At 52.7% G+C, this 20039-nt stretch carries 17 protein-coding genes; 11 read left to right on the top strand and 6 right to left on the bottom strand.

Features of this window, described 5'->3' with window-relative positions:
* Positions 1 to 19: 19 nt before the first annotated feature.
* Entirely contained in the window at positions 20 to 715 is a 696-nt protein-coding gene (locus tag M0P74_00420; protein MCK9362058.1) for a glycine cleavage system protein H, read from the top strand.
* A gap of 102 nt (positions 716 to 817) precedes the next feature.
* The gene (locus M0P74_00415) at positions 818 to 1540 is read left to right on the top strand and encodes a glycine cleavage system protein H (GenBank protein MCK9362057.1); all 723 of its coding nucleotides are present in this window, start codon (positions 818 to 820) and stop codon (positions 1538 to 1540) included.
* A gap of 149 nt (positions 1541 to 1689) precedes the next feature.
* On the opposite strand, the gene M0P74_00410 is transcribed toward M0P74_00415, so the two are convergent.
* On the bottom strand, positions 1690 to 2634 hold the full coding sequence (locus M0P74_00410; GenBank protein MCK9362056.1) for a haloalkane dehalogenase: 945 nt from the start codon (positions 2632 to 2634) through the stop codon (positions 1690 to 1692).
* Positions 2635 to 2865: 231 nt separating this feature from the next.
* On the opposite strand from M0P74_00410, the gene M0P74_00405 reads away from it, so the two are divergent.
* Entirely contained in the window at positions 2866 to 3549 is a 684-nt protein-coding gene (locus tag M0P74_00405; GenBank protein ID MCK9362055.1) for a TetR/AcrR family transcriptional regulator, read from the top strand.
* A 601-nt stretch (positions 3550 to 4150) separates the two neighbouring features.
* On the opposite strand, the gene M0P74_00400 is transcribed toward M0P74_00405, so the two are convergent.
* Both M0P74_00400 and M0P74_00395 read right to left on the bottom strand, forming a co-directional pair.
* A complete protein-coding gene (locus tag M0P74_00400) occupies positions 4151 to 5695 on the bottom strand; it encodes an MBL fold metallo-hydrolase (protein ID MCK9362054.1) in 1545 nt (514 codons plus the stop codon).
* Positions 5692 to 6525, bottom strand: a complete 834-nt coding sequence (locus tag M0P74_00395) for a type 1 glutamine amidotransferase domain-containing protein (protein ID MCK9362053.1) — start codon at positions 6523 to 6525, stop codon at positions 5692 to 5694. Before M0P74_00395 ends, M0P74_00400 begins: the two co-directional genes overlap by 4 nt.
* A gap of 348 nt (positions 6526 to 6873) precedes the next feature.
* Here M0P74_00395 and M0P74_00390 point away from each other — a divergent pair, with 348 nt between their 5' ends.
* Positions 6874 to 7617, top strand: coding sequence for a ribonuclease Z (locus tag M0P74_00390; GenBank protein ID MCK9362052.1), 744 nt, complete (start codon positions 6874 to 6876; stop codon positions 7615 to 7617).
* 61 nt (positions 7618 to 7678) lie between these two features.
* On the opposite strand, the gene M0P74_00385 is transcribed toward M0P74_00390, so the two are convergent.
* Together M0P74_00385 and M0P74_00380 are read right to left on the bottom strand one after the other, a co-directional pair.
* On the bottom strand, positions 7679 to 8614 hold the full coding sequence (locus M0P74_00385) for a patatin-like phospholipase family protein (protein ID MCK9362051.1): 936 nt from the start codon (positions 8612 to 8614) through the stop codon (positions 7679 to 7681).
* A 72-nt stretch (positions 8615 to 8686) separates the two neighbouring features.
* Positions 8687 to 12976: an acyl-CoA dehydratase activase gene (locus tag M0P74_00380; GenBank protein MCK9362050.1), complete on the bottom strand. Its 4290-nt coding sequence runs from the start codon at positions 12974 to 12976 to the stop codon at positions 8687 to 8689.
* Positions 12977 to 13143: 167 nt separating this feature from the next.
* Here M0P74_00380 and M0P74_00375 point away from each other — a divergent pair, with 167 nt between their 5' ends.
* The 7 genes from M0P74_00375 (at position 13144) to radC (ending at position 19556) form a co-directional block, all read left to right on the top strand.
* Entirely contained in the window at positions 13144 to 13629 is a 486-nt protein-coding gene (locus tag M0P74_00375) for a transcriptional repressor (protein ID MCK9362049.1), read from the top strand.
* Positions 13630 to 13642: 13 nt separating this feature from the next.
* Positions 13643 to 14485, top strand: coding sequence for a zinc ABC transporter substrate-binding protein (locus M0P74_00370; protein MCK9362048.1), 843 nt, complete (start codon positions 13643 to 13645; stop codon positions 14483 to 14485).
* Positions 14486 to 14498: 13 nt separating this feature from the next.
* Positions 14499 to 15254: a metal ABC transporter ATP-binding protein gene (locus M0P74_00365; protein MCK9362047.1), complete on the top strand. Its 756-nt coding sequence runs from the start codon at positions 14499 to 14501 to the stop codon at positions 15252 to 15254.
* Positions 15251 to 16078 carry a metal ABC transporter permease gene (locus M0P74_00360; GenBank protein ID MCK9362046.1) on the top strand — a complete coding sequence of 276 codons (828 nt, stop codon included), beginning with the start codon at positions 15251 to 15253 and terminating at the stop codon, positions 16076 to 16078. The genes M0P74_00365 and M0P74_00360 overlap by 4 nt, the downstream gene beginning before the upstream one ends.
* Before the next feature lie 91 nt (positions 16079 to 16169).
* Positions 16170 to 17144, top strand: coding sequence for a hypothetical protein (locus M0P74_00355; GenBank protein MCK9362045.1), 975 nt, complete (start codon positions 16170 to 16172; stop codon positions 17142 to 17144).
* A gap of 40 nt (positions 17145 to 17184) precedes the next feature.
* On the top strand, positions 17185 to 18816 hold the full coding sequence (locus M0P74_00350) for a long-chain fatty acid--CoA ligase (protein ID MCK9362044.1): 1632 nt from the start codon (positions 17185 to 17187) through the stop codon (positions 18814 to 18816).
* Between the two features lie 44 nt (positions 18817 to 18860).
* Positions 18861 to 19556, top strand: coding sequence for a DNA repair protein RadC (gene radC / locus M0P74_00345; GenBank protein ID MCK9362043.1), 696 nt, complete (start codon positions 18861 to 18863; stop codon positions 19554 to 19556).
* A 127-nt stretch (positions 19557 to 19683) separates the two neighbouring features.
* On the opposite strand, the gene M0P74_00340 is transcribed toward radC, so the two are convergent.
* Positions 19684 to 19965 carry an integration host factor subunit beta gene (locus M0P74_00340; GenBank protein MCK9362042.1) on the bottom strand — a complete coding sequence of 94 codons (282 nt, stop codon included), beginning with the start codon at positions 19963 to 19965 and terminating at the stop codon, positions 19684 to 19686.
* Between the last annotated feature and the right edge of the window lie 74 nt (positions 19966 to 20039).

Genomic DNA, 20039 nt, shown 5'->3' with positions numbered 1-20039 from the left:
AAGAAAGGGGGATTATATAATGGAAGGGTTCACCTACGTTGACATATTCGCCACCAAGGGCATTGAATATCTGGTGATAATCGCGGTGCTGGCTACCTTTGTTGTGTTCTGGAATTTTTTGAAAGGACCCGTTGAGGCGGTTTACCAAGGAGTTGCCAACGCCGTTTCGGCAATCGGCAACTGGTTCAGCATGCCGGCTCAGGGGATGTTTTTCCACCAGGGGCATAGCTGGGCGACGCCCGAGGAAGGAAACATCATGAAGGTGGGAATGGATGACTTCGCACAGAAAATGCTCGGCAAAATAGATTCAATCAATCTTCCGCAGGTTGGCGCCGAAGTCGCCCAGGGAGAAAAGGGGTGGAGCGTGCAGGTAGGCTCAAAACTGATTGATATGCTCTCCCCCGTTGACGGTAAAATAGTTGCCGTAAACGAAGCCCTGCTGAAATCTCCCGCCGGGGTAAACAGCGATCCTTATGGGCAGTCCTGGCTGATCAAGGTTCAATCCCCGAGGGTTTCATCCAACCTGAAAAATCTTCTGACCGGAGATCTGGCCATAAAATGGATGGATGGCGTCAGAGACAGCCTTCTGGCCCGGGGAAATTACAACCTGGGAGCACTTTCTCAGGATGGTGGTGTGCCGGTGGACGGCATTGCCAGAAACATGGATCCGGAGAACTGGGATAAGCTGGTAAAAGATTTCTTCCTGGTTTCTTAAATAGAGATGCTTGAAGGAATAAAAGGTGCAGAGATGGATTCAATGAGCTCAAAGTGCAAAAGTTATCCCCTAATTCCAGCAGAAGAAAACAAATGCGTCTGGATGAAAACAGGGCTCGTATCCTACAAGCTGTGCGACAGAAACGACCACTGCGAGACCTGCCCTTTCGACCGCGCAATGAAAAACGGGGGGGACAGCAATTTTTCCGAATCATCGGAAATAGAAGAGGAGGGGTCGTTTTTCGACGATCCGTCATACCAGCTCGACAACGGCTCCTTCCTCTTTCATCCTGATCACTGCTGGGTAAAGGTGGAAACCCAGGAAAAGGTGCGGATCGGTTTGGATTCACTTATCACGATGCTTATCTCCAACGTGCAGTTGGTAATCCTGCCCGCGGAGGGCTCTTTCACCGGCGCTGGAGAATGTTTTGCCCACATTATTCAGGGAGATTACGTATTGCCGGTGATTTCTCCCGTTTCGGGGATCATTATCGCGACCAATTACCGTCTTAAAAACAACCCGGGGCTGCTCACCTCCGATCCGCAGGGAAATGGCTGGCTCGTTACGATCAAACCGGACAATCTCGAAAACGATTTTAAAAAACTCTTTTTCGGGAGAAAAGCGCTCTTCTGGAAACACCGGGAGGAAAACGATATCTCCAACAGGGTATGCTCGCTTATGAAAATGAGCTCGTCCCAAGTCGGCCCCACCATGCAGGATGGAGGCGCCCGGGTAACCAACCTGATAGACCTGCTCCGTTCGATCAATTCAAAACAGCTTGTCCAGATTCTGGATTCAGTTGTTTCCCGGCATAAAGCCTCATAAAAATCGCATCCCTTGCCTTTCCTTAGCGGGAGAGGCAAGGGGGATGCAGATCCAGAATCCACCAACTAATTGCCCTTTTATTCATAATCGCCCCAGAGATCCTTAGCCGCCTGAGCAAGTTCCAGTTCCAGCAGCTTCTCTTTTTTAGGTTAATGAACCCGCGTCGGGGTTTTGGCGATGAAATCCACAATGACCCCGGCAAACTCCTCTCCCTTGTCTTCCTGAAGAAAGTGCCCAGCCCCTTTAATTGTCGTATGGGGCTGCCCCTGAGCCCCAGAAATCCTCTGTTGCAGAATGTGCTCGCCACCGCGGGTGATGGGATCGCCATCGCTGAATGCCGTCAGGAAAGGCCTGTTGAAAGTGGCCAGGACTTCCCATGCCTTGCGGTTGGCCAACGACGAAGGATCGTCCGGTCTTGTCGGGACCAGCGACGGGAAGATGCGCGCGCCTTCCTTGTACGACTCATCGGGGAAAGGCGCATTGTAGGCGGCAACAACCTCGTCGGAAAGGATAGGCAGAGGGTTGTCCGGGCCTGCCGTCAAATTGGCCATTTTCATGATGCCTCCCACATCGAACTGGGGAACTTTCAGTGAATATTTCTGCCATTCCAGAAAGGCGGCGGATATTTGATTGTCTCCCGTGGGCATGCCCGTATTGGCGGCGACAACCCGCTCGAAGAGATCCGGGTTCGCCGCAACCAGACGAAGCCCGACAAGCCCCCCCCAATCCTGGCAGACCAGCGTTATCCTGTTGAGTCGGAGGCCCGAAAGCAACGAAAGCATCCAGTTCACATGGCGCTCATACGTATAATCATTGCGGCTGGCCGGCTTATCCGACCTGCCAAAACCGACCAGGTCGGGGGCAATCACCCGCTGGCCTGCTCTCACAAGGACGGGAATCATCTTCCGATAGAGAAAAGACCAGGAGGGCTCCCCATGCATCATCAAAACAATCCCGGCATCCCGGGGCCCCTCATCTACATAATGTATTCTCAGGGTTGCACCCTCCCCGTCAGGAACCTCGACATATTGGGGTTCGAAAGGATAAGCGGGGAGATTCTTGAATCGTTCCTCGGGCGTTCGTAGAATTTTCATCTGTACACCTCCTGATTAAATGCCTTTCCTGCCGCTCAACATTAAGGATGCTGGCAGGGCAGGGATATTTGACGGCTGCTGGTTTTTTCTCCTATCCAATCCCCTGTCCGCTGTCAATATTTATTTAACAATCGTTAAATTTACTTGACATGCGTTTATTTTAATTGATAAACATAGCCTTTCGAAAAGCCATAAATAATTGCGAATGCCCATCAGAACAGGAGAAATTCATTGAAAAAGGACAAATCCGGCAATAAGACGCCGGACAAAACGAAAAAAAATGATACCGTCGAGAGAGTACTTCGTTCCGCAAGGAAGATATTCTCGGAGCATCCTTACCACACGGCGAGCATAAGAATGATCGGCAACGACGCCGGTCTTAATTACCCGCTCATTGCGTACTATTTTTCGACAAAGGCCGCGCTCTTTGAGGCGGTTCTTGTCGATATCTCTGAAGAATATTACGAAGAAAATGCGAAGTGGCTTAAGGAAACCGCCGGAATGGGCGCGGACCGGGGACTGTCCGTTTACATTGACCGTTTGATAGAATTTAACCTGGCGCACCCCGAGGCCCAGAGGATTCTTCTGCTCAACCAGGTTCAGGTCGGGGAATCTCAAATTGTTCCCTGTTACCGAGTGCTACAGGAATTCTTTGTGCAATGGATTCCACTCTTTAAAGAAACATCTTCAGCACGTGCCGCAGATCGGAATATCGAAAACTTCGCCCACAATTTTAACGTACTGGCGATAAATTACCTGGGTGCCGGCAGCTTCCATGCCGGCGTGCTCGGGGTTGCCCCTTCCAGCCCCGAGTACAAAAAATGGGTGAAAGAAAATCTGACCGCCCTGTTTTTGCCACTCCTGAAACAATTAATCCGCGGCGGCGCTCAAGTAAATGATGAAAGCGAAGCTTAATGTTCACAAAACGAAGTTTAATGGCCTCGTAAAAAACCATAAAATTGCCAATTTTTAAATTTGGAACTTAATAATATAAGTATGTTAGAAAGCTGTTTCCGGAAAATTCTGACTTTTGACGAGTTCATCAATCTTCCCTTTGCAATTACTCGCAACGGCTCGAAGCGCTTCACCCCCCCCCGAATATATGACGGACTATCTGTCGAACGAAGCAGTCAAGGTCATTGCGGCCAACAAGGAGCGGCCGTTTTTCCTGTACCCGGCCTATAACACTCCGCACACGCCGCTTCAGGCCTTGAAAGCTGATTACTACTCGCTTGCGGACATCAGGGATCATCGTTTACTGGTCTATGCCGCGATGCTCAAGTCCCTCGACCGGGGAATCGGCAGGGTGCTTGCGGAATTAACGGCGCAAGGACTCAACGGAAACACCATCGTGATGTTCACAAGCGACAATGGCGGCGCAAATTATAATAGAAGGACGCATCTACATCGATGCGCCCCTGGGCCTTCCGAAAAGCGGGAAAGGGGAATATACCTACTGGGCCAATTAACCACCATGCCCGTATCGGACGCAACGAAGGGCAAAAATGGACAATGCTTACAAGAGCGCCCGTTTGATAATATCCTTGGTTCCGGCAGGCAGGCTCAAAGAAATGCCGTCCTCACCGATGGTAATCGGGCCTTTATAAAATTTTTCGGCGTCACCCAGAAACGCCTCCTCCAGATCGGAAACAGGAAGAGGCGGCAGGATGTGGGTCAAAAGCAGATGTTTAACTCCCGCCTCTCCGGCGATTTTGGCCGCATCCTCTGTCGATGTGTGGTAGCCATTTATATCACTCATTATTTTTGCCAGGTTGAACCTGCCGAATTTTCTGTTCACGTCCCTCAGGATATTGTTTATGGCCGGCTGGAGGGCCTCATGCACCAGCACGTCAACCCCCCTGGCCTGGTTGAGAAGCGATTGACACGGAACCGTATCGCCGCTGATCACGACGGAGCGGCCCTTGTAATCAAAACGATAGCCGACTGCCGGCGTTACCGGACGATGATCAACCGCGAAGGCGGTTATCCTGACGCCGTTTTCTTCAATAATGACGGTTTCATTTTTCCCCGCCGGGAAATTAAATGTTCTGGCCGTGCCTCCGGCGCCAGCGGGCGGACAGATTGCCGCACCGTGATGGGCGATCCGGTATCCGGAGTCCAGCGCGTAGGCCAGATTGAACCCATTAACCACTGTCTCGACGCCGGTCGGACCGAACACATCAAGAGGATTTTTCGCTGAACCGGATGACCATCTCTTCAGCATCAGTTCTCCCAGGTCGCCGATGTGATCGGAATGAAAATGGGTAAGTAAAACGGCCTTGACTCCCCCGGGATTTATTCTCATGAGCTCCAGTTTTCTCTCACTGCCCGGGCCGGCATCGACCACGTAAAGATTTTTCCCGGCGATAACGGCCGTGCCGGCTGATGCCCGTCTTGCATCGGGCATTGGGGATCCGGATCCGCAAAGAATGACATGAAGACCGTCAGGCAGGTCGCGCAGGGGATCTTTGGTGATAAATTTGGCGGCAATCTCGTTTACCAGGGACAATCCGATCTTTCTCCGGGAGAAAATCAGGCCGGTTACGATCGCGGCAATGAGAGCTGCCAGGGAAACTTCAATTATTTTAAGGGTCTGACGTCGGGTGTATCTGCTGTTGCGAAGTTTTATCTCTTCCTGATGGCTTTTATCAGATTCATTTTTGGGGGGAATCATGACGGTCGAGGCCGTCAAAACAATCAGCAAAACGATCTCAATTATCACCGACTGAAGCCCTGCTGCCGAAAAGCCGTCCAGAGCGAAACTGAGCAGACGTCCGGAAACTATCAGCAGCAGAAAAATGATCGTAACAACAAGCCAGCGGCGTCGGCCGGTTGCAGCCCCAAAAAAACAAAAAAAACTCATTCCCAGAAAAACACCGCCGAAATCTCCTCTTAGCGAGTTTAATCCCTGCAGGGAAAGCGGCTGAATAAAAAATGCCGCGGCCAGCAGCTCCGGAAACGTATAAAACCCGATGCCGAGAAACAAAAAGAACAGTCCGATCAGACCGATGATAAAGCGAGAAACTTTTTCTCCTGAAGAGATGGGTAGTGGTTCGTTCATCGAATTTTTCCTTTGGCGGTCATCATCATTTTATTGGCCACTTCCGCGCTGGCATTCTGGTTTTGACCGGTTACCAGTTGGCCGTCCACCACCGAGTGATTGGCAAACATATCCCGGAAGGCCGTCCGGCCCTCAAAGAGCGCTCCGGCCGCCCGCAGTTCCCGCTCCGGATGCTGGGGCGTCATGGTAATCCCCAGTTCCCTGACCTGCTTGTCCGTCACTCCGGTAAGATGACGTCCCTTTACCAGGGGAAAATTGTTTTGATCCGTCGCCAAAAGCAGACCAAGCGGACCGTGACAAACCCCTCCTATAACCTTGCCGGCTGAATAGGCCTGGCTGATTTTTCGGCCCAGCGCTGCGGAAGCGCCCAGGTCATAAGCCGCTCCCCACCCGCCGGCAAGATAGATGATATCGTAACCGGTGAAATCAACTGTGGCGAGCGGAAGGGACTGTTTGACCCTCCGCTGAAACTCTGGATCATTCAGGAAGCGGGCATCAGCGGCTGTTTTGATAGGCCATTTAAAAGACAGGGGATCAATGGGGATTTCCCCCCCCTTGACACTGGCTATTTCAACCTTCATCCCGCCTTCAGTGAACTCATAATAAGGAACAGTCATCTCCGACCCGAAGACGCCGGTTTTCGCCCCGTTTGGTCCAAGCTGATCTTGACTGGTTGTGATGATCAGGGCCCTGCCGCCGGGAAGTTGGTATTTTTCACCGAGGTAATCCGGATGCAGTCCCAGGGCGCGCAACCCTGCGGGCAGAAATAGCCATATGCTCAGTCCCAAAACGACCAATACTATCAAGATTATAACCAATATTTTTTTCATAGGCTGCCTTTCCCTTCATTCATTTTATAATGCCGTCTAAACAAGCTTGTAACTAAGACTGATAACTTGGAGAGGGCTATTTTACGACTGTTTGATTTTTTGTATCCTACCCGCTATCCCCTGTCAATATTTATTTAACGTCTGTTAAAATATATGATCTGGCGGTTATAATTTTTGCGTTGAAATAGACATCCTTCCCTAAATTGTGCTATGTCCCACCCGCCGCCAGAGAAAGCAGTTCGCTCCTTCGTCCGTTCATTCGCCGGCAGGATAAATTATCGTTGCCGGCAGATCAATTTAATGGCGGACTTCCCCCGGCGCTCATAGACAAAGATGCGGAGAATGAAAATGAAGATCGTCTTTTTAGGGACAAACGGCTGGTACGATACAAAGACGGGGAACACACTTTCAACCCTTGTCCAGACCAAAAACTTTGATATCATCTTCGACGCCGGGAACGGCATTCAGCGAGTTGACCGCTACATCAGCGGCAGAAAACCTGTTTTTATCTTCATAAGCCACTTTCACCTCGATCATCTGGCGGGGCTGCACATCCTGGGGAAATTTAATTTCCGGGAAAAACTCACCATCTGCGGGCCAAAAAACACAAACCGGATTCTCGACACCCTGCTCAATGCCCCTTTCACCATGCCGCTTGCGCAACTGCCCTATCCCTCGGACATATTGGAAATGCCGGAAGAGTCATCCTCCCTTCCCTTCTTTGTCCAGGCGCTGCCGCTCCGGCACGCATCCCTGACGCTTGGCTACCGATTGGAAGTTGAGGGGGTAACAATCGGCCATTGCTCCGACACCGGTTATTGCGAAAATGCGGTCCGGATAGGGACTGACGCCGATATGCTGATCACCGAATGCGCCTTTAAAAGGGGACAGGCGAATGAGGCCTGGCCGCACCTGAACCCGGAGACGGCGGCCCGAATCGCCGCCGAGGCCAAGGCGAAACGCCTCGCCCTCACCCACTTCGACGCTTTTTTGTATCAGACCCTTGAAGAACGAGACGATGCAAGGCGAACCGCCGCCGCAATATTTCCGCAAACAATCGCCGCAACGGACGGACTGGAGATAACGATTTGACCGTCGGAGCATTTTCGCCCCGTTTTTTCCCCGTTGATGTCCAGTTTTTTAAAACTTCCCGTCACTCAGCATTTACCATCAGCTCACGAAGAGCCGGAATATTCATGTCCATCTCCCTTTTGCCTTCATCAATCGCCTCGGCAGCGCGATTGAACTCCATCAGGCCGATGTCGGAAAGTTTGGGACGGATGACGAGGTCCGGCGGATCCTCAAGGAGCCGCTGCTGATTTATCTTGTCCTGCATGATATTAACGGATGTGGCCAAGACGTCGAAGAGCGTCGGGCTCCGGTCCGGCTGCTCCTGAAACATCTGCCCGAAAAGCTTTAACTTGCCGTTCAGTTGCACCTGTTTGAGAAAATCGGCCCACCGCCCCTGTTCGGAAAGAGAAACACCCTTTCCTTCTCCTTCCGGGGGAGCAGCCATCCGCTGTATCCTCTTTTTCCCCATGATATCGGAATTAAGATCAACGGCTACGACAATATCGGCCCCCATCGCCCGGCAAAGCGAAGTCGGGACCGGATTCACCAATCCGCCGTCAACAAGCCACTGTCCGTTGCGCCCGCAGGGGGTAAAAATTCCCGGAAGCGAGATGCTGGCCCGGACAACCTCTATCAAAGATCCTTCCCGGAGCCACACCTCCCTGCCGGTTTTCAGATCGGTCGCCACTGCGGCAAAGGGTACAGGAAGATTCTCGATCAGGGGATCGGTAATCATTTCACGTAAATATCCGGATATTTTTTCTCCCTCGATCAGCCCCGAACGGGGAATCTTCATGTCCATGAAACCAACAATATGCGACCACGAAAGCCGCCTTGCCCAGCGGTCGAGAGGTTCGAGAAAGCCGGCGGCAAACGAACCGGCAACAAGGGCGCCGACCGACGTACCACAGACAAAATCGACCGCAATTCCCGCTTCGACGATGCTCTGCAATACGCCGATATGCGACCACCCCCGGGCGGAACCGCTTCCCAGGGCTATGCCGATTTTTTTTGTCATATTATCCAGAAAAGAATCGTGCGATCAATAAACATCATGGCAAACAGCGAAAGTAATAATTTCTGCCGTCAATTATTCCCCCTCGGCCTTGAGCCGCGGCCACTTCATTTCCGCCTGAACGGACATCACCATCAGGTGGAGGCGATTCAGAATATTCACCTCGGTTGTCCCCGGGTCCATGTCGATATACAGCAGATTGAGCTGCGGATACAGCTTCTTCAGCCTTTTTTCCACTCCCTTGCCGATGATGTGATTGGCCAGGCAGCCGAACGGCTGCAGGCAGACGATATGATCAATCCCCTGCCGCACCATCGCGATGATCTCAGCCGGCAGCAGCCACCCCTCGCCGGCCTGGTTGGCAAGGCTTGTCACCTTGCCCGCATCAGCCGCCAGTTCCTTGAGGTCATAAGTTCTCCGGTAATAACGGAATCCTTTCATGGCCCGCTCCACGCGGTGAAGGTAAACGCTTATATACCTACCCAGCAGACCCAGAACGACTCGGTCCCGAAGAGAGCTTTTCATAAAAGCCTGCTGATCGAACTCCTCGTTTACGAAACGCTGCTCGAAAAAACTCAGCAGCGGGGGGACGACCACCTCGACCCCCTTTGTTCTGAACCAGTCCACGATGTTGTTATTGGAAAATTCATTGTGTTTGACGAATATCTCTCCGAGCAGCCCAATTACGGGAATCGGATCATCATGAACCGGAATCATATTGAAATCGCGGATGGCCGCCTTCAGCATGGCGAGGAGAAGTCCGAAGTCTTCCCGGCTTACAAGGATGCCCAACTCGTCAAGATACTTCTTTTGAAGGACCATGGCCGAGCCGGGATGGAGCTCGCGCGGCGCTGTTGCCAGGGCCATTTTCGACAGGGGATCGGCAAACATCAGCCCCAGCGCCAGTCGTTTTACCAGTCTTTTCTGATCGATCGGGATGCCCGCATGAATAAGCGCATCGCTCTCGGAAAGGGAAATAACCGGCACCTCGCCAAAACCTGCCGCGATAAGGGCCTTCCGGGCAAGCGGCACATAGCTTGACGCTCGGCACTGCCCAAAGGTCTGGGTAAGCAATATGGTAGTTTTCGTGGGGTCCCATTTGCCTGATTGCAGGGCCTTGACAATATCCCCGATAACGATCAGCGCCGGGTAGCAGACGTCGTTGTTGACATACCGGAGCCCTACATCCACCGAGGAACGCTCCTGGGGGGCGAGAAGCTCCACCTTATAGCCCAGCGAGGCAAAGATAGCCGGAATTGCCGGCGAATAAAAGGGAGAAAACCAGGGGACAATAATCGTCCTTTCCGCTTCCTTTCCTTCAACCCGCTCGGCGGAAAGGGGCGGCAATGCATGCGGCGTTGAGCTTTGCGACCTCTCTTTGGCTATATCGAGCATGGAGCGCAGACGAATCCTTACCGCCCCGAGATTAGAGATCTCGTCCATTTTGATAAGCGTATAAACCTTCCCCTTTTCAGTAATGATATCCCTCGCCTCGTCGGTGGAAATAGCATCAAGGCCGCAGCCGAACGAGGTGATCTGAAGCAGTTCGAGATGGGGATTGGCGGCGACAAACCGGGAGACGGCAAGGATACGATTGGTGTATTCCCACTGGCTCAAGACGCTAATATCCTTAAGTATATGACCGTCTTTAGTAACTGGAACCGCACTCTCGGGGATAACATCCACCCCCATCCCCGCGAGCATTTCGGGAAGGCCGTGGTTTACCAGCGGATCGGCATGGTAGGGTCGGCCGGCAACGACCACGGCAAAACGCTTTTCCGCGCGGGCCTTCTCGATCAAGGCGACCGCCCGCCGGGACATTTCCTCCCGCACCCGTTGCTGCGCCTCTCTGCCCTTCGTTACCGCCGCGGAGATTGTTTTTCTGGCGATCCCGTAACCCTTGAAAAACGAGTAAAGCTGCTTTTCGAGAAGCTCCCGCGACCTGAAACTGACCACAGGACAGTCGAGCGGGAGTCCATATCGCCCCTCCGGGTCGATCGCGCTGCGGATAACATCCGGATATCCGGTAACAACGGGACAATTAAAACTGTTCAGCGTGTCCGCATCCTCCTTCGCCTCGAAGACAACGATCGGGTAGAAAATTCGCTCAACCTTTTTTTCTATCAGATCGAGGATATGCCCATTGGCAAGCTTCCCCGGAAAACAGATATTGTCGGACATGACCGTTCGTATCCCCCGTTCAAACAGCTTCGTATCGGACGGGGCGGAAAGGACAACCTTAAAGCCGCAGGCGGTCAGGAAATTAGCCCAGAAGGGGAAGTTTTCAAACATGTTCAAGGCGCGGGGAATGCCAAAGGTCAGAAGCGGCTTCTGTTCCGGCAGGAGGGGCTGGTCGAAAATCAGCTTCAGGCGGTCGATAAAGAGATTCTCTCCCTGCCTTCCCCCGGCGCCCTTGTTGCTGAAGTGGCGTTCGCAGCGATTGCCGGTAAAATAGTTCCGCCCGCCGCTGAAAGTTATCCGGGCAACCTTGCAGTTATTTTCGCAGCCGCTGCACCGTAACTCCTTTTTCCCGATGATGTTTTCCTGTGTCTCGGCGTCCAGCCCCGGAAATGTGGAAGCCCGCGTCGGTTCCGCAAGACGGTCCTGCAAGGCCGTCAAGGCGGCGCCATAGGCCCCCATCGCCTCGGAGATATCCGGGCGGATCACCTGCCGGCCGATCTCCAGCTCAAACGCTCGCAGCACCGCCGGATTGCGGAATGTCCCTCCCTGTACGACTATTTTATCGCCCAGCGCCGAGGGATCGTGCAGCTTGAGAACCTTGTAGAGGGTATTGCCGATCACCGAACTTGCGAGTCCCGCGGAAATATCCCCAACGGTGGCTCCTTCGCGCAGGGCCTGTTTTACCCGCGAGTTCATAAAAACCGTGCAGCGCGTCCCCAGATCAAAGGGCGCCTCTGCCCTGCAGGCAACTCCGGCAAAATCGGAGACGCTGATCTTCAGGGAATTGGCGAGCGTTTCTATGAAAGAACCGCAGCCCGATGAGCACGCCTCGTTTATCTGAATATCGGCTATTCCCCCGTCGCGCACATAAATCGCCTTCATGTCCTGACCGCCGATGTCAAGGATGAATGAGACCTCGGGCAGAAAATGGCGGGCCGCGCGATAGTGGGCAACCGTCTCCACCACGCCGTCATCGATGGCAAACGCCGCCCTGATCAAATCCTCTCCGTACCCGGTAACGGCGGTCCTGGCGACAAAAGGGGCAACGCCCGCCTCGCGACAGGCATCCCGGAAAAATAAGAGCCCCCGGCGGGCGGCGCCGATGGCATCGCCCCCATTCAACTGATACCAGGTGAGGGCGACCCGCCTTTTATCGTCAATCAGGACAAGCTTCGTTGTCGTTGATCCGGAATCGATCCCCAGAAAACAGGCAACCCCTTTCAGCTCCGAAACATCTACCCGGCAAACGCGTTTTTGATGATGCTCCTCCTCCCAGATTTCCACCTCCCGCTGATCGGAAAAAAGGGGCGGGAGCCTTTTCTGATCCTCCTTGCACCCCTTCATTGTCCCGTTTTGGATAAGCTGAAGGCATTTTTCAATTTCGATCACAAGACCCTCTCCCGCATGGCAAAGAGCCGCCCCCACTGCCGCCATCAGTTCCGGATGTTCACCCGCGGCGATATCCTTTTCGGGATCAAGCTGAAGCAGGCGGATAAAGGCCGCCCGCAGAGAAGGAAAGAAGGTCAGCGGTCCTCCGGCAAAAAGCACTTTGCTTTCAATGTCATGCCCCCGGGAAAGGGAGGAGATCACCTGAATCGCCATCGCATGAAACACCGATGCGGCAATATCCTCCCGGGAAACGCGATTGCTCAAGAGGGCCTGAACATCGGTCTTGGCAAAAACCCCGCAGCGGGAAGCTATCGGATAGAGTGCGCCGCTTTTTTGGGCCAGTTCGTCCAGTTTGTTCAGAGGCTCATTCAGCAGCACAGCCATCTGCTCGATAAAGGCGCCCGTTCCGCCCGCGCAGTTTCCGTTCATGCGGATGTCCGGCTGAAAACGATTGTCAAAAAAGGCGATTTTCGAATCCTCGCCCCCTATCTCTATCAGCGTTCGGACATCCGGCCAGCGGCGCTGGACAATTTTTGTCGAGGCGACAACTTCCTGTATAAAGGGAAGCTGAAAAGACTCGGCAACCCCCATCCCGGCGGAACCGGTAAGAACAACATCGAGGACGATATTTCCCAGCTCCTGCCTTGCCTCAATCAGCATTTCCGCTATCGTCCCCAGCGTCAACGAATGGTGGCGGCGATAACGGGAGAATAAGATGCTCCCGTTTTGAGCGCAGACGACCAGCTTTACCGTTGTAGAACCGGCATCTATTCCTGCTTTGTATATTTCCGCCATACCGTTTCGCCTTTTTTACCCGCCCGACCCCGTTCGCAATCCGCTTATTGGAAAGTGGATATAATCCCCGTTTCCGACATTGTCAACAAACAAAATTCTATTGTTTGCAAATAGGTTGCATTCATGATAAATGGTTGTGAAAGATTAAACTGGAAGGGGAAAATGCGATGAGAACAGAACAGTGCGACGCTTCTGAAACCCTAAAAAATTCGGGACTTGCGAAGACAGCGCAGAGAATGGCCGTTCTGGAATCGCTGCTCGGCACTGACCACCCGCTCAACGCAAATGAAATCCTCCAGCAAACGACCGGGGAAATCAGGATCAACCGGGTTACCGTTTACCGCATCCTTTCATCCCTTCGTGACAGCGGCATCATCAGGGAAATAGAAAACGGACATGGAATCAGCTCTTATGAAATGGCCTGCGCCCATAATCCGGTTCACCCCCATTTCCGCTGCCGGAGCTGCGGGCGCATCATCTGCCTGCCTTCGTTAACCCTTTCTCAAGCTTGGGATTGGCTGGCCCAGCCCGCCGATTTTTCTATCGAGAAAATCGACGTGCAACTGACGGGGATTTGCGCGCCCTGCCAACAGGCAGAAAATAGCAACACGCTTGCATCCATTCCTGCTGACCATACTGAGCGTCAAATGTAACAACGGAAAGGCTATGATGAAAAAACAATTTCCCATCATTATTACGGCATTTTTGATGTTTTTTGTAACATTCCCCGCCTTCGCCGCCTCCGAAAAGATCGACATCGCCGTCAGCGTCCCGCCGCAGGCCTATTTCGCGGAACGGATTGGGAAAAATCACGTCTCTACTCATATCATGATCCCCGGCGGCGCGAATCCGGACACCTACGAACCAACCCCCCGGCAGCTCATCAACCTTTCCCACTCACGAATGTATGTAAAGGTCGGAGCGCCGACTTTCCCCTTCGAGAAGAAATTCCTCTTGACCTTCCTTGATCGCAATCCCCACCTGACCATAATTGACTCCTCCGCAGGGTTGAAATTGCGCACGGGCGACCCGCATACCTGGACCTCGCCGGCGTCGGTGCGAATCGCCGCCGCTAATATTGCCAAAGCCCTTGTAATCTATGACCCTTCCCACAAGGATGAGTATGAAAGAAATTTGGCGGAGTTTCTTGCGGAGATCGACCGTCTGGATCAAGGGATCAGAAAGTCGCTGCAAGGCAAGGGCGGCTACAGCTTTATGGTTTACCACCCGGCCTGGGGATACTTTGCCGACGAATACAACCTCGTTCAGATTCCGATTGAAGAAGAGGGAAAACCGGGCAATGCCGCCCGCATCCGCGGCATTATCGATCTCGCGCGAAAAAAGGGCATGCGCGACGTGCTGGTTCAAAAAGGTTTTGACGCCAGGAACGCCCGAACTATTGCCCGTGAGCTGGGGGGGAGGATTTTCGAGGTGAATCCGCTCGGGCGCAACTGGCCAAGCGAGTTGAGAACATTCACCGGCGCGCTGACGCACGTTCTGACAAAATAGGGGCGCAATTGTAATGGAAAGCATCATTAAGGTTGAGAACGTCGCCTATGGCTACGGGAAAAGAGCCGTACTGGAGGATGTGTCGTTACAGATATGGGAACGAGATTTTATCCTCATCATCGGCCCGAATGGGGGGGGGAAGTCAACCCTGCTGAAATTGATCCTCGGCATTCTCACCCCCTGGTCGGGAAAAATAAGTTTCCGCGGCGATGCCAAAAATCGCCTCGGCTATGTCCCTCAGACGACGGGATTCAACCGAAGCTTTCCTATTTCCGTTCTGGACATGGTCCGCACCGGCTGTATCCACGGGGACAACTATCTGAAGCAAAGCTCCCGGGAAAGCATTGAAAAAAGCAGAAGCATTTTGCAGAAACTTTCTCTTGATGATAAACTGAACGACAACATCACCGACCTTTCCGGCGGCCAGTTGCAGCGGGTTCTGATCGCCCGCGCCCTCGTCGCCGCCCCGATCGCCCTGTTCCTCGACGAACCGACAACCGCCCTGGACATAGCCTCGCAGACAGACCTGATCGACATCCTTGGAAAATTGCAGCAGGAAATGAGCATCGTCGTCGTTACCCACGACCCGACCCCGTATGCAAATATCTATCAACACATAGCCTGTCTCAACACAAACATCTACTGCCATGAACGGGGGGAGTTGAGCGAAACGACTCTGGAGAAGGTTTACGGCTGCCCGGTGGAACTGCTGGGACACGGAATCCCCCATACGCTCCTGCCCTCTCATCAGGAGGTGAAAAAAACGTGACCGACATCTTATCCTACGAGTTCATGCAAAACGCGCTTTTCGCCGCCATCCTGGCCAGCATCGCCTGCGGCCTGATCGGCCCTTTTATCGTTGCCCGGAGGATGGTTTTCATCAGCGGCGGGCTCAGTCACACCGCCTTCGGCGGACTCGGCATCGCTTACTGGCTGGGGATAAGGCCCATTTACGGGGCAACTGTCTTCGTACTTGCGGCAGCTCTCTTTCTGAGCTCGCTCGAAGAGAAGAAACTCAGTCAAAACGACCTTTTCATCGGGATATTTTGGGCCGTAGGCGTCGCCATCGGCATTGTTTTTGTCCATCTGACCCCCGGCTACGCCCCCGATCTGCTGAGCTTCCTTTTCGGAAACATCCTGACCGTTCCCCGAACGGATGTAGCTATCATGCTCATCATCGTTTTTATCGTCGTTATAACCGTCGCGATCTTCTACAAAGGTTTTGTCGCCATCGCCCTCGATGAGGAATTCGCCCAGGCCAGACATCTGCCTGTTCAAGGACTGAAAACCGGCCTTACCGTCCTTGCCGCCCTCACTATCGTGACCTTGATCCAGGTCGTCGGCATTCTTCTCGTCATCGCTCTCTTGACCATCCCCGTTGCGATTGCCTCCGAGCTGTCCATGAACTTCCGCAAAATTATTGTCCTTGCCATTTTCTTCGGAATCGCAAGCTGTCTGCTCGGCCTTTTTATCTCATACTCCCTTGAGTTTCCCTCCGGCGCCTCGATTATCCTCACCAGCGGGATATTGCTGGCCATCGTCAAGAGTGTGAAAGGGATAGCGAAACGAAGCAAATCAGCTTATGTTCAATAAGAAATCGGGAATCCCCCTCGGTCCCACTGAGGCTAAGCGGGGATTTCTTGACTTTAATTCAAATATCTGTTTGTAATTAATAATCAGCCCTTTGCAGATAACCACAGTTGCCAAAGACATCGTCGATAAAGGCGCGCCCATGATCACCCTGAACGGGTTGTTACGAAATAGAAATTTCATCTTTATTGCAGCTTTGGTTCTGGGGCTGTTTTTGCCCGGTGCCTCCGAGACAACGAGTCAACTGATCCTGCCGGCGCTCGCCCTGACAATGATCCTATCGACCATGGAAATCGGCAATGACCTCTTCCGCCGGCCCCGCACGCTCCTTTTACCCGCCTTTATCGGCATCCTCATGAACTACATCCTCTTGAGCGGCATTATTATCGGGCTCGGCGCCATTTTGCTGAAGGATGAAAAACTCTGGGCCGGCACTGTCCTGCTCGCAGCAGTCCCCCCCGCCGTGGCGGTTATACCTTTTTCTGGTTTTCTCAAGGGAAACAGCGATTTATCTTTAATAGGGACAGCCGGCGCCTACCTTGGGGGGCTGGTTGTCATGCCGCTGATTGCCTTTACGCTGCTCAGTCCGGAGGCTTTTGCGCCGCTCAAACTGCTGGTGGTCGTACTTGAACTGATAATCCTGCCGCTCATCATCTCGCGCCTTCTGATCTGGAGGGGCTGGAGCAAAAAAATATCCCCCTGGGCAGGCGGAATAACGAACTGGAGTTTCTTCCTGGTCATGTACACGCTGGTGGGATTAAACAGCGCCGTTTTCCTCAGCCTCCAGCCCGTTTTACTGGCCGTAGCAGTCATCCCCTTCTCAACAAACTTTATCCTCGGCTTTCTGATAGAAAGGATTGGCGGGTTTTTAAAAATTTCCGCTCCAACGCGCACGAGCCTCGTCTTGCTCGGGTCCCTGAAAAATCAGGGCATGGCGGGCGGCCTTGCCCTGACACTGTTTGGGAAGGAGGCCGCCATTCCTGCGGCCGTCTGCACTGCGTCAATGATAGTATATATTATCTGGCTGGATCTGCTGAAAAGGGCTAATTTCAAAAAGGCGAACAGATGAAACAGTGACGAAAATTTTCTGTAGGGAGGAGGAGAAAGCCATGATGGATTATCAGTTGTTACTGAGGACCTTTCTTTTACATGCGGCAAAATTTTTTCCCAAAAAGGAAGTGGTGTCCATTTATCCCGGCAATAAAATATTCCGTTATACCTATGCGGATTTCTTTAAACGCACCTGCCGCCTGGCGCACGCCCTTCAGCAGCTCGGGGTGAAACGCGGCGACCATGTGGCAAGTCTTGCGCTCAACACCCATCGTCACCTCGAATTGTATTTCGGCGTCCCTTGCAGTGGGGCTGTTCTGCATACAACAAACTTTCGCCTTCCCCTTCCGCATCTTGTTTACATTATCAACCACGCTGAAGACAAGGTGCTCTTCATCGACGAGGACCTGGTATTTATCATTGACGCCATCAAGGATCAGCTGACAACTGTCAAACATTACGTCATCCTTTCACAGACAGGCAAGCTGCCTCAAACCAGCCTCTCGCCGGTCCATCTATACGACGATCTCATCGCCCCTTTTCCGGACAGCTATGATTTCCCCGATAATTTGAGCGAACATGACCCGGCGCTGATCTGTTACACATCGGCAACTACCGGAGATCCCAAAGGAGTTGTCTATTCCCACAGGGCTCTCGTGCTGCACAGCTACGCCGCAGCGGTAACGCTTCGCGTTTCAGAAGGCGACTGCGCTCTGCATATAGTTCCCATGTTCCACGCCAACGCCTGGGGAGGCCCCTTTGCCTGTGTCGGTTTCGGCTGCAAGCAGATTCTCCCGGGGCGGGAAACGATCAACATGGAGGCAATCTGCAAAGCCATCGCCGATGAAAAGGTAACCTTCACGGCTGGGGTCCCGACCATCTGGCTTATGCTTTACAACTATCTTGAAAATGGCGGGAAATACGATTTCTCGTCACTCAAGACCATTGTTTCCGGTGGCTCTGCGTGTCCCCGCTTTCTCATGGAAACGCTGAATGAAAAGTACGGCTTTCCGATCATGCAGGCCTACGGCATGACCGAGGCCTCACCGTTGGCAATGGTGGCCGCACCGAAAAGCACGATGACCAACCTTCCTATGGATAAACTCTACAGCGTTAAATCAAGCGCCGGTCTGCTGGCAACCGGTCTGGAGATGAAAATAGTCAACGAAACCGGTCAGGAGGTAAAAAATGATGGAAAGCAGTGGGGAGAAATCCTCCTGCGGGGGCCATGGATAGCTGACCAATACTACAAGGCGCCGGAGATATCGAAGAAAGTTTTTGAGGGAGGCTGGTTCCACACCGGCGACATTGGAACGATAGACGAAGATGGCTACGTTTACCTCGTTGATCGGACAAAAGACCTTGTGAAGAGCGGGGGCGAGTGGATATCCTCTGTTGACCTGGAAAATCTCATAATGGCCCACCCGGCGGTAGCCGAGGCCGCCGTAATCGGCATCCCCCACAGCAAATGGGTTGAACGCCCTTTGGGCTGCGTTGTCCTGAATGCGGGGCAATCCGCAACCGCAGAGGAGCTCAGGGAATTCTTGCGGGATAAGGTCAAGGCATCCTGGTGGATCCCCGACCATTTTGCCTTCCTCGACGTTATCCCTAAAACAAGCGTCGGAAAATTCAGCAAAAAAGAGCTTCGGGAAATGGTTGCTACAGGCCGGATCATGCTTCCGCCGGAATAGTATGCAGGGTTGACCCATTTTTCAAGAGGTGACGATACAGGACAATGACAAATACCGTGGATGAAAAAGATTACAACAGCGGCCATCGCCAGCGGCTCAAAATGAAATATATAAAGGCGGGGATAGAGGCACTCCACGATTACGAGGTCGTGGAGCTGCTTCTCACCTATGCGATTTCCCGCCGTGACATAAAACCGCTCGCCAAGGAGCTTTTGTCGCGGTTCGGCTCCCTGAAAGGGATTATTGATGCGGAGCCAGCGGAATTGAAGAAGATTGACGGCATAAGCGACCATACGGCAATCCTTTTTAAACTGCTTAAGGAGGGTTCCGCCTTGTATTTGCAGCAGAAGGCCAAAGAGAAGCCGCAGATTTCCTGCACCTCCGAGCTTATCAACTTCTGCCGGACGATCTTGGGAGGCAAAAGAGACGAAGAGTTCTGCGTTATCTATCTCGATGTGCAAAACCAGATAATAGAATTTGAAACGCTGCAGAAAGGAACGGTTAATCAGGCAACGGTATATCCCCGACAGGTGCTGGAAAATGCCCTCCGGAAAAAGGCCTCGGCTATCATCCTGGTACATAACCACCCGTCAGGACATGTGCGCCCCTCGGAGGCAGACCTGCGCATCACCAAAACAATCAGTGAAACAGCGCGGCTGCTCGACATCAACGTTCACGACCATATCATAGTCGGCGAAGACCGCTTCTTCAGTTTTCGCGAAGAGGGAATGCTGACCTGAACCGGTTACAGACGTCAAGCAAAAGACACGCCTAAGCTGCAACACAAAGGCAAGCCGGTGACCAGTAACAATCACGGCTTGCCTGCATTAAGCTATCTGTAAAAATTATGAATAACCTGCGAAAGAATTAACGTCTGCCGTCAACCCTTTCCTTGAGTTCCTTGCCGACTTTAAAGAAAGGCAGCTTCTTGGGGGAAACCTTTATGCTTTTCCCTGTCTTGGGATTTCTGCCGGTGTAAGCGTCGTACTCTCGGACAACGAAACTGCCGAAACCCCGGATCTCAATTCTTCCGCCCTTCGCCAATTCCTCGGAAAAACCGTCGAAAACGAGATTAACCACGTCCATTGCCAGTTTCTCAGTTAATTCTTCCTTTTGGCTCAGCGCCTCGATAAGCTCTGATTTGTTCATTAATTCCTCCTTAAATTATTGCTGCCGGCGGCACCCGCCCTGATAATAAACCCGATTTGCGACGGGCTGAAACA

Source organism: Syntrophales bacterium, assembly GCA_023229765.1.
Classification (GTDB): Bacteria; Desulfobacterota; Syntrophia; order Syntrophales; family UBA5619; genus DYTH01.
The sequence above is the reverse complement of the archived record's forward strand: the minus strand, read 5'-3'. Positions and strand labels throughout refer to the sequence as shown.

What these genes read in the sequence shown, in the direction of transcription:
- M0P74_00340 (MCK9362042.1), bottom strand. Translation starts at nt 19,965, where the DNA reads ATGAACAAATCAGAGCTTATCGAGGCGCTGAGCCAAAAGGAAGAATTA.
- M0P74_00400 (MCK9362054.1), bottom strand. Translation starts at nt 5,695, where the DNA reads ATGAACGAACCACTACCCATCTCTTCAGGAGAAAAAGTTTCTCGCTTT.
- M0P74_00395 (MCK9362053.1), bottom strand. Translation starts at nt 6,525, where the DNA reads ATGAAAAAAATATTGGTTATAATCTTGATAGTATTGGTCGTTTTGGGA.
- M0P74_00350 (MCK9362044.1), top strand. Translation starts at nt 17,185, where the DNA reads ATGATGGATTATCAGTTGTTACTGAGGACCTTTCTTTTACATGCGGCA.
- M0P74_00375 (MCK9362049.1), top strand. Translation starts at nt 13,144, where the DNA reads ATGAGAACAGAACAGTGCGACGCTTCTGAAACCCTAAAAAATTCGGGA.
- M0P74_00410 (MCK9362056.1), bottom strand. Translation starts at nt 2,634, where the DNA reads ATGAAAATTCTACGAACGCCCGAGGAACGATTCAAGAATCTCCCCGCT.
- M0P74_00370 (MCK9362048.1), top strand. Translation starts at nt 13,643, where the DNA reads ATGATGAAAAAACAATTTCCCATCATTATTACGGCATTTTTGATGTTT.
- M0P74_00365 (MCK9362047.1), top strand. Translation starts at nt 14,499, where the DNA reads ATGGAAAGCATCATTAAGGTTGAGAACGTCGCCTATGGCTACGGGAAA.
- M0P74_00380 (MCK9362050.1), bottom strand. Translation starts at nt 12,976, where the DNA reads ATGGCGGAAATATACAAAGCAGGAATAGATGCCGGTTCTACAACGGTA.
- M0P74_00415 (MCK9362057.1), top strand. Translation starts at nt 818, where the DNA reads ATGAAAACAGGGCTCGTATCCTACAAGCTGTGCGACAGAAACGACCAC.
- M0P74_00390 (MCK9362052.1), top strand. Translation starts at nt 6,874, where the DNA reads ATGAAGATCGTCTTTTTAGGGACAAACGGCTGGTACGATACAAAGACG.
- radC (MCK9362043.1), top strand. Translation starts at nt 18,861, where the DNA reads ATGACAAATACCGTGGATGAAAAAGATTACAACAGCGGCCATCGCCAG.
- M0P74_00420 (MCK9362058.1), top strand. Translation starts at nt 20, where the DNA reads ATGGAAGGGTTCACCTACGTTGACATATTCGCCACCAAGGGCATTGAA.
- M0P74_00385 (MCK9362051.1), bottom strand. Translation starts at nt 8,614, where the DNA reads ATGACAAAAAAAATCGGCATAGCCCTGGGAAGCGGTTCCGCCCGGGGG.